The 12,077-nt window shown below is 46.3% G+C and carries 9 protein-coding genes; all 9 read left to right on the plus strand.

All coding sequences use genetic code 11. The features are described 5' to 3' along the window. Positions 1 to 3: 3 nt before the first annotated feature. The 9 genes from dnaB to ACSNJE_RS00685 all read left to right on the plus strand — a co-directional run bounded on the left by dnaB (position 4) and on the right by ACSNJE_RS00685 (position 12,077). Positions 4 to 1,344 carry a replicative DNA helicase gene (dnaB, locus tag ACSNJE_RS00645; RefSeq protein WP_495251722.1) on the plus strand — a complete coding sequence of 447 codons (1,341 nt, stop codon included), beginning with the start codon at positions 4 to 6 and terminating at the stop codon, positions 1,342 to 1,344. 284 nt (positions 1,345 to 1,628) lie between these two features. Then, a complete protein-coding gene (locus tag ACSNJE_RS00650) occupies positions 1,629 to 2,912 on the plus strand; it encodes an adenylosuccinate synthase (protein WP_013121788.1) in 1,284 nt (427 codons plus the stop codon). A 106-nt stretch (positions 2,913 to 3,018) separates the two neighbouring features. After that, a complete protein-coding gene (locus ACSNJE_RS00655) occupies positions 3,019 to 4,554 on the plus strand; it encodes an anthranilate synthase component I family protein (RefSeq protein WP_495251723.1) in 1,536 nt (511 codons plus the stop codon). After that, positions 4,547 to 5,398: an aminotransferase class IV gene (locus ACSNJE_RS00660; RefSeq protein WP_052217733.1), complete on the plus strand. Its 852-nt coding sequence runs from the start codon at positions 4,547 to 4,549 to the stop codon at positions 5,396 to 5,398. Before ACSNJE_RS00655 ends, ACSNJE_RS00660 begins: the two co-directional genes overlap by 8 nt. 86 nt (positions 5,399 to 5,484) lie before the next feature. Further along, positions 5,485 to 6,150: a Crp/Fnr family transcriptional regulator gene (locus ACSNJE_RS00665; RefSeq protein ID WP_013121785.1), complete on the plus strand. Its 666-nt coding sequence runs from the start codon at positions 5,485 to 5,487 to the stop codon at positions 6,148 to 6,150. Between the two features lie 156 nt (positions 6,151 to 6,306). Beyond that, entirely contained in the window at positions 6,307 to 10,155 is a 3,849-nt protein-coding gene (locus ACSNJE_RS00670) for a proton-conducting transporter transmembrane domain-containing protein (RefSeq protein ID WP_495251724.1), read from the plus strand. After that, a complete protein-coding gene (locus ACSNJE_RS00675; protein ID WP_495251725.1) occupies positions 10,130 to 11,092 on the plus strand; it encodes a respiratory chain complex I subunit 1 family protein in 963 nt (320 codons plus the stop codon). The genes ACSNJE_RS00670 and ACSNJE_RS00675 overlap by 26 nt, the downstream gene beginning before the upstream one ends. Positions 11,093 to 11,108: 16 nt before the next feature. Further along, positions 11,109 to 11,540, plus strand: coding sequence for an NADH-quinone oxidoreductase subunit B family protein (locus tag ACSNJE_RS00680; protein ID WP_013121782.1), 432 nt, complete (start codon positions 11,109 to 11,111; stop codon positions 11,538 to 11,540). 12 nt (positions 11,541 to 11,552) lie between these two features. Continuing rightward, entirely contained in the window at positions 11,553 to 12,077 is a 525-nt protein-coding gene (locus tag ACSNJE_RS00685; RefSeq protein ID WP_013121781.1) for a 4Fe-4S dicluster domain-containing protein, read from the plus strand.

A 12,077-nucleotide genomic window follows, 5' to 3' on the forward strand; every position in this document is an offset into this window, starting at 1 on the left:
GCCTTGAGTTTACCACTGGAAAAAATACCTCCACAAAACCTGGACGCTGAGCAATCCGTTCTCGGAGCTATGCTCATTGATAAGGAATCCATAATCAAGGTAAGCGAAATTTTGCGCCCTGAAGATTTTTACCGGGATGCCCATAAACACATTTATGAAGCCATGCTGGACCTCAGTGAACGTAATGAGGCAGTTGACCTGATTACCCTTACTGAGGAGTTGCGGCAGAGGGGGTTTTTGGACCAGGTGGGGGGGGCGGCATACGTGGCCGGCTTGGCCACCATGGTGCCCACTGCCGCCAATGTGGAGTATTATGCCCGCATAGTCGAGGAAAAGGCCCTGCTTAGGAACCTGATTAATGTTGCTACAAGAATAGTGGCTCTTGGTTACGAAAGTGATGAGGAACCCACGGAGCTTATAGATACCGCGGAGAAAATGATTTTTGAACTGTCGCAGCGGAAAGCGCGGGAGGGTTTTTCACCATTAAAAAAGATTCTCATGCAGACTTTTGACCGGATTGAAGACCTGTACAATAACAAGGGCCAAATAACCGGTGTGCCCAGTGGTTTTGTGGATTTGGACAGGCTGACCTCGGGATTTCAGCCGTCAGATCTGATTATTGTGGCGGCCAGACCTTCTATGGGAAAGACGGCATTTTGCCTGAATATTGCCCAACATGCCGCTGTACGCAGCCAGGTACCGGTGGCAATTTTCAGCCTGGAAATGTCCAAAGAGCAGCTGGTACAGAGAATTCTCTGCAGCCAGGCTATGGTGGACCAGCAGAAAATAAGAACAGGCAACCTGGAAGAAGAGGACTGGAAAAAACTTACCAAAGCAGCGGGACCATTGTCGCAAGCGCCTATATATATTGATGATACGCCCGGTTTATCTGTAAGCGAGATGCGCGCCAAGGCCCGCCGGTTGAAAGCGGAAAAAGGGTTGGGGTTAATAGTCATAGATTACCTGCAGTTAATGTCTGCAAGCTCAAGAAGAAGTGAAAATAGACAGCAGGAAATTTCCGAGATTTCCCGTTCCCTTAAATTACTGGCCAGGGAACTGCAGGCGCCCGTAATTGCTCTTTCCCAGCTCAGCCGGGCCGTGGAGCAAAGGCAGGATAAACGGCCCATGATGTCGGACTTGAGGGAAAGTGGTTCTCTTGAACAGGATGCGGACCTGGTCATGTTTATTTACAGAGATGATTATTACAACCCGGAATCTGAAAAAAGAGGTATTTCCGAATTAATTATTGCCAAGCAGCGGAACGGGCCTGTGGGAACCGTTGAACTCGGCTTTCTGAAGGAATTTACAAAGTTTGTTAACCTGGAACGCCATCGTGCTGATTAATGATAGGTTCATTGACAACAACAGAGGGGTTTGGTAAAATATTAATGTTGGTCATTCTGTGCTTTTATATGTAGGTAAATGGAGGTAGTAATTTGGTTTTATGGCTCAAATAGATAACTTTTCAGTTTTCTATTTGGGTTATTTTATTTGCTTAATTTTTCAATAAATTGCGCAAAGTAAAATTAACTGTTAACGGCGATTGAAAAGGCTTACGCTGGGGAAATGGCCAATAAACCGGATTACAACGGGAAGGGAAAGGATAATTTGGAGGAGTGATTTTTTAAATGTCTGCTGTTGTGCTTATAGGAGCCCAGTGGGGAGATGAAGGAAAGGGGAAAGTTACCGATTTTCTGGCCGAACAGGCAGACCTGGTGGTGCGCTATCAGGGAGGGAACAATGCCGGCCATACCGTAGTGGTAGGGGATCAGGAATTCAAATTACACTTGATTCCATCCGGTATCCTGTACCCGGAAAAAATGTGCCTTATCGGCAACGGCGTTGTTATTGACCCCTTGGTTTTGTTAAAAGAACTGGAATACCTGGCTGGGCGAGGAATAAAGACTGATAATTTACGGATCAGCCCACGGGCTCATATAATCATGCCTTATCACAAGAAACTGGACGAAGTAATAGAGGAAAGTAAAGGGACTAAAAAAATTGGCACCACTAAACGGGGCATTGGACCGGCGTATATGGACAAAGCCGCCAGGGTTGGCATCCGTGTGGTTGACCTGTTAGACAGGGAAGAGTTTGAAGAATTGCTGGAAATTAACCTGGAGGAGAAGAACCATTTACTGACCAAGGTATATGAAACCGAAGGATTTGATAAAAAGGCTATTCTTGATGAATACCTGGGCTATGCTGAAGCGCTGCGCAAATATGTTGCCGATACATCGGTGCTGATTAACAACGCTTTAAAAGCAGGCAAAAAGGTGCTGTTTGAAGGCGCCCAGGGAACTTTGCTGGACCTCGATCACGGAACATATCCCTTTGTAACATCTTCCCACCCCATTGCCGGAGCGGCTTGTATAGGAGCGGGTATCGGTCCGACAAAAATAAGCAAAGTCTTGGGCATTGTTAAGGCGTACACCACCAGGGTTGGTGAAGGGCCTTTTCCAACGGAGCTCTTTGACGAAACAGGCAAGCTTATTCAAACAAATGGGAATGAATTTGGCACTACTACCGGCAGACCGCGGCGCTGCGGCTGGTTTGATGCCGTAATCGTCAGGTATGCAGCGAGAATCAGCGGTTTAACAAGTATAGCAATTACAAAACTGGATGTGCTTACGGGACTGCCGGTTTTGAAAATTTGTACCGGTTATAGGTACAGGAACGAAATAATTACCGAGTTCCCGGCCAGCTTAAAGGTCCTTTCTGAGTGTGAACCTATTTACGAAGAAATGAAAGGATGGCAGGAGGATATTTCGCAGGTAAACAGATATGAAGATTTGCCCGATGCAGCTAAGGCTTACCTGGAGCGGATCCGCCAGTTGGTTGAAGTGCCTGTATCAATTATTGGTGTGGGAACCAGGAGAAGCCAGACGATAATCAGGGAAAATATTTTCTAAATTCGGTATGTTCTGAGTCCCGTAAGCGGACATCCCACCGAATAGGATATCCTATTCGGTTTTCTTTTTGCCCGGAAAAATTAAGACGCTAGGGAGGTATAGCCTAATGTATACTTTGGACTTTGCAACCTTTGCACGGTTGGCTGAAAAAGGGAAAAGGATTCCCTTGGGCCTGGAGACAAGTCTGGAACCACAGGATAATGTGGTGACAATTGTTGAAAAACTGGGGCTTTTGGGCAAACCCCTGGTTTTACTGGAGAGCGGTAAAGGAACAGAAAGTTCGGCCCGGTATTCTTTTATTGGTTTTGAACCCTGGCAGGTGTACCGTTCTTTCGGTCGGACAGTGGAAATAAAAAATTACCTGGCAGGAAAAACAACAGAAGTGACAGCAGATCCATATGAACAATTTCGGACGGAAATGAATAACCTCTCCATGGTCCGATATGAAGGACTGCCGCCCTTTGTTGGCGGAGCCATGGGTTATTTTAGCTATGATATGGGACGTTATTTTGAAAAAATGCCGGTACTTGCGAAAGATGACCTTGCGCTGCCGGAAAGTTATTTTCTCTTTACAGACAAGGTCATTTGCCTTGATCATAAGGAAAGCAAGGTCAAGATCTTTATTTGTGCTTACATAGAAAAATCAGAAGAGAATTACCTGTTTGACCTTTATGGCCGGGTGCTGGATCAACTGCATTTGTTAGCCGAAGCTATCCGCAAAAATAAGTCCGGGCGCCGGATTACTGCCGAGGATTTAAATTGCCGTGGAAAAATTGAGCCCGTCTGCAATGTAACTCAGGAACGTTTCGAAGAAATGGTCAGGAAAGCGAAGGAATATATAAGAGCGGGCGATATTTTCCAGGTGAATCTTTCTTTGCGGCTGGGACATGCTTCCAAAGTTGAGCCATTTACTCTGTACAAGGTGCTGAGGGAAGTCAACCCGTCTCCATATATGAGCTTTCTGGACTTTGGAGATATGCATATAGTCAGCTCGTCGCCGGAGCTGCTAATCAGAATCCGCGATGGTTGGGCTGAGACCAGGCCCATTGCCGGTACCCGCCGCCGTGGAGTGAACAGGGAGGAAGACCTGGCTCTGGCCAGGGAACTTGTTAACAATGAAAAGGAGCGGGCCGAACATATTATGCTGGTAGACCTGGAAAGAAACGACCTGGGCCGGGTCTGTTCTTACGGGACTGTAGAAGTGAATGAGCTGATGGTTATCGAAGAATATTCACATGTTATGCACATTGTATCTAATGTCCGGGGTCACCTTGCTCCCGGCAAAGACCGGTTCGATTTATTCAAAGCCGTGTTTCCGGGCGGGACTATCACCGGCGCGCCTAAAATACGGTCGATGGAAATAATTGAAGAACTTGAACCCACCCGCCGGGGGCCGTATACCGGTTCCATAGGTTATTTCGGCTATGCCGGTGAAATGGAAATGAACATAGTAATCCGCACCCTGGTTGTCAAAGAGGGTATGGCATATGTACAGGCGGGGGCAGGTATAGTGGATGATTCCGTGCCTGAGCGGGAGTATTTCGAGTCCTGTAAAAAGGCGGAGGCGTTATTGAAGACGCTGGAAATTGCGGAAGCTTTGGGCGAAAGTCGACTGGCAGGGGAGGCCGAAGCCAGTGCCTGATTTTGTTTATTTAAACGATAGGATTGTGCCGGCGGAAGAAGCAAAGATATCGGTATTTGATCATGGTTTTTTATATGGCGACGGTTTGTTTGAAACCATGCGGGCCTATAAGGATACGGTTTTTTGGCTGGATGACCATGTGGATAGACTGCTTGCATCTTGCGGGATGATGAGAATAAAGCTTCCATGGACCAAAGAGGAGCTAAAAAAAGCTGTATTGGCCACTGTAGCGGCAAATAATCTGGAACATGCAGCCGTAAGGTTGACAGTATCCCGCGGCGAAGGGCCGCCGGTTCCCGACCCGGCCGTATGCCAACAACCTACCCTGGTCATTACCTGCCGGCCTGCCGCCAAACCGGGAGGGGAAACCTATGAAAAAGGCGTTGACGTTGTTGTCCTGAAGACGAGAAGAAATTATGACCAGGCATTTCCTGTATCAATTAAATCTTGCAATTTTTTAAACAACATTTTCGCGAAACAGGAATTAAAGGGTACAGGAGCATATGAAGGATTGATGCTGAACTATGCAGGCTACCTGACTGAGGGGACAGTAAATAATCTCTTTTTTGTCCGCAGGGGCACTTTAAATACGCCTGAATTGGCGTGCGGGCTTTTGGCCGGAATCACCCGCGCACATGTTATCAAACTGGCCCGGCAGGAAGGAATGGAAATTAACGAGGGCAAATTTAAGCCTGAGGACCTGCATGAAGCTGACGAAGTTTTCCTGACCAATTCCCTTTCGTTGATTATGCCTGTGCGGAAAGTGAACGACCGGGTCTTATGCTGCGTGCCCGGAAAAGTAACCGCAAAATTATCGGAGCTGCTGTTTGGTATTTTTGATTAGATTAACTTTTAAATTTGCACTTGCTGATTTCATGTAAAGCTGGTTATACTTTAGTTAAAAAGCCCAACCAATTTTGAGGGGATAATATGCCGACAAGAATGAAACTGACAAATGTTAATCTTTTGGAATCTCTTAATTCACCGGAATATGAGGAATTGAGAAAAGCGTTTTTGACGAAACAATTTTCCAGGAAAGAAATTATTTCTTTTCCCAAAGAAGAACCAGACAAAGTGTACTTTGTCAAGTCCGGGAGAGTCAGGGTCTACCTGGCTTATGAGGATAAAGAATTTACCTTGTCTATTTTGGAATCCGGTGACATTTACAGTACACACACGAGGGCCTTTACCCAGGCTATGGAAGATACTACTTTATTCTTCGTAGATACCAGAGAGTTTGGAGAAATCGTTGCTAAATTTCCGGCTTTGGCTCTATCTATGGTTAAAGTGTTGGGAGACTTGCTGAAAAACGCCATTACGATAATAAATGGACTGGTTTTTAAGGACAGCCAGGTCAGGTTGGCGGAATTCCTGGTACACGCAGCACAGGATAAGGGAGAACACAGTCCGGAGGGCATTGAGGTCAAGCTTGGTTTGACTACTGAGGAAATTGCTATGGTTTTGGGCATTACCCGGCAAACAGTTTCGACCCTTTTTAATGATCTGATAAAGTCCGGAATAATTAAAAAACTGGATAGAAAGACTATTTTAATAAAGGACATCAGTTTTTTAAAAGAACTCTCAACTAAATCTTAATCGAGCGGCATAATGCAGCTCAATCTTGATTTGAGCGACATAACGTGTCGCTCTTTTTTTATGGTTTTGTCAAATGCCCGACAGAATTTAGTTATTAAAAGTGATAGTTTTTAAATCAGAGAAGGATGTACTTTAATTCACAAAGGAGGAAAGAATGTGGGCGTTGATCTGTTGAGTGGTTTTCACCCATGGATTGCCGCGTTGGGTGTACTTATTTTGTTGACAGGCGAAATGTTGACACTCAAGTACATTAAAAACCTGTCAGCTTTGCTTATCTTATCCACGGTTGCGGAAACAGGGTATGTGTTATTGGGATTTGGAACAGGTACTTACACTGGTATTACAGGGTCAATCCTTCACCTGGAATACCAGGCTGTAATGCGTGGGTTGGTTTTTGCAGCCGCAGCAGTATTAATAATGAAAAGGCGTTCCGGCAGCCTTGATCATCTAAGAGGAATTATCAAAAGCTATCCTCTTTGCACTGTACTTTTCAGTTTTGGGTTGTTTTCAGTTATCGGATTGTCTCCTTTTAAAGGCTCCATAAGCAAATTTTTAATAATTTATTCGGCAATTCAAAGCGGGCACCTGCTGCTTGCTGCTCTTGCAACCTTGGGCAGCATTATTGAAGCTTGGTATTGCCTGGTGGTGGTCCAAAAGCTGTGTTTTGAACAGCAAGATAGTTTGGCAGTTGTTGAAGAGCAAAATACTAAAGTTTCTCCCTTTGCCAACCTGTTAATGCTTATTTTAGCCGGAATGACTGTTGTTATGAGCCTTTTTCCGGAACCTTTCATCCATTTTGCCCAAAATACAGCCAGTCTGATAACGGCCAACAACGGGGGCCAGCCAATGCCTGCTTTTGAGACACCTTGGCCGGTTTTAGTTTTATTACCCTATGCAGGCGGTTTTGCTGTTTATCTGATTGGTTTGATTTCACACAGGCTGAGGAATCTCTCGGCTGTTTTCATAACGGCTTTAACGGTATATTTTGTGTGGAATGATACCGGTTTGGACAGTTTATCAAGACTCTTTGCTTTTATTATGTCGGCAGTAATTTTTCTGGTAACCCTATATTCGGTGGATTATTTAAAAGGCAAAGAGCATTCCAACCGCTACTTCTTTTTCCTGCTCATGATGTTGGGCAGCCTCTTAGGGCTTTCGACAAGCAAGGAACTGGGAAACTTCTATACCTTCTGGGAGCTGATGACTTGGTCTTCGTACTTCCTGGTGGTTCACGAGCAAACAGATAAGGCCCTAAAAGCCGGTTTCAAGTATTTCATGATGTGTACAGCCGGGGCATATATTATGCATTTTGGCATATTAACGCTTCATGTTAAGCTTGGTACCTTTGATATGTCTGCAATTTCCGCAAACCTGCATTTGTTATCCCCTGCTCTCTTAGTAACTATATTAATCCTGTTTATTACCGGGTTTGGGGTAAAAGCAGGTCTGTTTCCGTTTCATAGCTGGCTGCCTGATGCTCACCCGGTGGCTCCATCATCCATATCCGCCCCAATGTCAGGAATTTTGACAAAGGCGGGAGTTTACGGACTGATCAAAATATTATTTGTTGTTTTTGGCGCAGGGTTGCTGGCCCAACTGGGTACAACCGGGAAGGTACCGATGACAGGTTACGCCATTTCCGTCATGGGAGCCATCACAGTTCTGTATGGGGATATCATGGCTTTACGGCAGACAGACCTGAAAAAATTATTGGCGTTTTCGACGTTGGCCCAGGTTGGCGAAATAGTGCTTACCCTGGGAACGGGCACTTACCTGGGGATGGTCGGTGGGTTGTATCACGTTCTGAACCATGCAATCATGAAGACTTTGCTGTTTCTTGCAGCAGGCGCTTTAATCTTCCGGCTGAAAAGCCAGGATGTGGATAAACTGAGAGGCATTGGCAGGGTGATGCCCTGGACTTCCTTGTGCTTTGCCGTGGGTATCCTGTCTATTATGGGCTTACCTCCCTTTAACGGATTTATCAGCAAATTTTTAATGGTTTACGCTCTGGTGGAAGCCGGCCGGATACCTTTTGCCGTGGTGCTGCTGGCGGGGGGCGTAATAGGGAGTTTTTATTACCTGAAATTGATAAGAATTATGTTTTATGAAAAATATGTGGGCCCCAAGATTTCCGAAGCGCCCTGGACCATGTCGGTACCTGTGACTGTTCTCGCATTGCTGGCTTTAGTTAACGGCCTCTATCCGCAAGGCGGACTGGCCCTTGTTAAAAAGGCCGCTGATTTGATTGCATTGCGGGGCGGTATGCCTCTGCAAATTATTCCCCAAATTAACCCGGTCTGGACATGGCCTGTGATAATCAGCATAATGGGAGCGTTTATGGCCTTTGCCCTGGGGAAAGTTTCAATCAAATTAGGCGGCTGGGGGGCGGCAACTGCGATGTTGGGGGCATTTGTTGCCGTCATTTACCTGAACTCCCATTATGACATTCTTTCAACATCCTTCGCTTTATTGATCGCCTTCATGGGCATCTTAAATCTGGTCTATTCTGTAGGGTATATGGATCACAGCCATGCCCAAACCAGGTATTACCTGATGTTTTTACTGATGATAGGCGGTCTGCTTGGGGTGGCCCTGAGCAAAGATTTGTTTAGTTTCTTTGTATTTTGGGAAATCATGAGCAGTTGGTCCCTGTATCTTGTCATCATTCATGAGGAAACTCAGGATGCCTTGCGCGAAGGTTTTAAGTACTTCTTTTTCAATTATACCGGCGCAACCCTGGTATTACTGGGGCTGCTGCTCCTTACGGTGAATGCCGGAACTTTTCAGATGAGTGAACTGGCTGTCCGTTTGAATAGCTTAAGCTCCGGACAGGTAGCCGCCGGCATAATTTTGGTGTTAGCCGGTTTCGCCATGAAAGCAGCCATGTTACCCTTCAGGATAGATTACCAGATGCATCCCCCGGCGGCGCCTACACCTGTCAGCGGTTATATTTCTTCTGTGCTTCTGAAAAGTGCTCCTTTTGGCATGGTAAAGCTGTTCTATGTTTTTGGCGGGGTTACCCTTCTGAGTAAATTTGGCCTGATTGGCGGTCAGCCGGTAATAATGTATGGTATGGCCTGGGTAGGAGGTATCACTCTTGTGATGGCTGCTTTCCTGGCTTTACTGCAAAGTGGACTGAAGCGTATACTCATCTATTCTACCGTGAGCCAGATCGGCTATATTGTTCTCGGGATAAGTCTGGGGTCATCGTTAGGAATGGCAGGGGGACTACTGCACCTGCTCAACCACATGCTGTTCAAAAATCTGCTGTTTCTGGCGGCAGGCGCCATAATGTTCAGAACAGGTATAGACAATCTTGATAAATTGGGTGGAATCGGTAAAAAAATGCCGGTTACTTTAACGGCCTTCGCCATAGGGGCATTTTCCGTGGCCGGAATTCCTCCCTTTAACGGTTTCGTTTCCAAACTGGTTATTTATCTGGCTGCCATAGAGAAAGGATACGCGGCGCTGACCTTGCTTTCTATGTTAGGCAGTGTACTGACCCTGGCCTACTTTATGAAGTTTTTACACTCGGCATTTTTCGGGCAATTACCTGAGCATTTGGAATCTGTAAAGGAAGCGCCCTGGACTATGCTGGTTCCAATGGTGATTCTGGCCATATTGTGCCTTGTCCTTGGGATAGTACCAGGACTCGCTTTAAATGTAATTACATCAATAATAACATGGTTAGGTCTGCCTTCTATTCCTGCCGGTCTCTTTGGAATTGAATCGGGTTTGGGTAATATGGGGATTTTAACTGTTCTGATAGTAACATCGCTGACTGTAGGACTGGCCGTTTATTTATTGGGGAACAGCAAAGTGAGGGTTACCGAAATTCATACCTGCGGTGTTGCCGATATACGGGGTGAGGAGATGCACGTAAATTCCCATAACCTGTATGCTGCCCCTAAGCAGTTAACTCATTGGTTAATGAGAGCAATAGTCAAGTGGCCGGTCATTCTCAGGGGGGTGAATCGTAATGAAAATTATCATGACTGCGCTTAATCTGCTCATATTTCCCGGCTTCCTGTTTGCCCTGAGTTTTGGCCTGTTTCTGGCCGGAGTTGACCGCAAGTTGGCGGCCCGGATCCAGCGACGTGTGGGACCTCCCCTTTACCAGCCTTTTATAGACCTGGTGAAGTTAATGCGCAAGGAAACGGTCATACCCCGGGCTGCGCACCCGACAGCCTTTCAATACGCCCCTTTGTTAGGTGTTGCCGGGTTAGCGGCAGCCATTCCGTTAATGCCTCTCCCCGGCGTATACGCAGGGCTGCGGCAACCCGGAGACTTACTGATTATTTTATACCTGCTTACCCTACCTGCGGTGGCATTAATGATCGGAGGATCCTCATCCGGTTCTCCTTTTGGCGCTCGAGGGTTTTCCAGGGAAATGTTGATGATGATGGCTTATGAAATTCCTTTGTTAATCGTTTTAGTTACAGTTGCCTTAAAAGTTGGCCTGGCTACCGGCGAAACAGCTACCTTTTCATTAAGTAAAATAGCGGAATATCAGCTTAATCATGGTCCGCTACTATTTGATTACAGAATGTTACCGGCTGCCCTGGCCTTTCTGGCCTTTATCCCGGGCACTGTTGGTGTTGTCCCCTTTGATATACCGGAAGCCGAAACAGAAATATTGGAAGGTCCGCTTCTGGAGTACTCAGGTCCGGGTCTTGCCCTGTATAAAATTGCTTACTCCCTGAAATTAGTCGTAGTTTTGACCCTGGCTGTTTTGCTCTTTTACCCTACTGTTTTGAGGGTTAGTCCCTTATTAAATTTGTTGTGGTTTATGGCCAAGTGCGTCGTGCTGATGATATGCTCAATCACATTGGTAAGGACCACTACCGCCAGGCTGAGGATTGACCAGGCCTTTAAATTCTACCTGACTGTGCCGGCCGCTTTGGCTTTGGTAAGTCTGATTTTGATACTTTTTAAATGGTAAGGGGAGGTGCTGAGGAATGAAAAGCCTGTTGCCCCAAATATCCACCAGGTCTCCCTGGTTATACCGTATTAATGCCGGTTCCTGCAACGGATGTGATGTGGAGCTGGCTACTACGGCCCTGATTCCCAGATATGACGTGGAACGGCTGGGATGTAAATATTGTGGCAGTCCAAAGCATGCAGATATTGTTTTGGTTACGGGGCCTTTGACCGCCAAGGTGAAAGACAAGGTGCTGCGGGTTTATGATGAGATACCTGATCCCAAAGTAGTTGTGGCTGTCGGTATTTGCCCGGTCTCGGGAGGAGTGTTCAGGGACAGTTATGCAGTTCACGGCCCTGTTGATTCCTATATACCTGTTGATGTTAATGTTCCAGGATGTCCACCGCGGCCGCAGGCTATCATAGACGGCATAGTAGAGGCCATCAAAATATGGAAATCCAGGATGTAGGGGTGGATAAACATGTTTTCATTTATAAAAATAGTGCTCCGGAATTTGATCCGGGGACCGAGTACAGAACCATATCCTTTTGGCAAGGCTTCTGCTCCCAAAGGACTGCGGGGTAAAGTGAAATTTGACGCCCACAATTGTGTTGCCTGCAGAATGTGCGAACATGTTTGCGCCGGAGGAGCAATTCAGTTCAGTGAAGTTCCTGATAAAAGCGGGCTTAAATTCACTTTATGGCATAATACCTGTGCCTTTTGCGGGCTTTGTGAATATTACTGTCCCACCAAGGCTATTCACCTGACCGGGGATTATCATACTGCACATTTACAGAAAGACAAATACGGTTACGTGGAAACCGGATTAGTAAAATATCAACCGTGTGCAAATTGCGGGACACCCATGGTCCCCGTAAGTCCCCGCCTTCTTTCTCTGGCTTACGGGCAGGTCAACGGCGATATAGCCAGGCTGACTCATTTGTGTTCCGAGTGCCGCCGGCAGATTTGTGATCCGGTAAGTAGTAACCGTTCAGAGGTGAAATAA

It is taken from the genome of Thermincola sp. GK-1 (genome assembly GCF_059412445.1).

What these genes read in the sequence shown, in the direction of transcription:
- ACSNJE_RS00650 (WP_013121788.1), top strand. Translation starts at nt 1,629, where the DNA reads ATGTCTGCTGTTGTGCTTATAGGAGCCCAGTGGGGAGATGAAGGAAAG.
- ACSNJE_RS00655 (WP_495251723.1), top strand. Translation starts at nt 3,019, where the DNA reads ATGTATACTTTGGACTTTGCAACCTTTGCACGGTTGGCTGAAAAAGGG.
- ACSNJE_RS00665 (WP_013121785.1), top strand. Translation starts at nt 5,485, where the DNA reads ATGCCGACAAGAATGAAACTGACAAATGTTAATCTTTTGGAATCTCTT.
- ACSNJE_RS00675 (WP_495251725.1), top strand. Translation starts at nt 10,130, where the DNA reads ATGAAAATTATCATGACTGCGCTTAATCTGCTCATATTTCCCGGCTTC.
- ACSNJE_RS00680 (WP_013121782.1), top strand. Translation starts at nt 11,109, where the DNA reads ATGAAAAGCCTGTTGCCCCAAATATCCACCAGGTCTCCCTGGTTATAC.
- ACSNJE_RS00685 (WP_013121781.1), top strand. Translation starts at nt 11,553, where the DNA reads ATGTTTTCATTTATAAAAATAGTGCTCCGGAATTTGATCCGGGGACCG.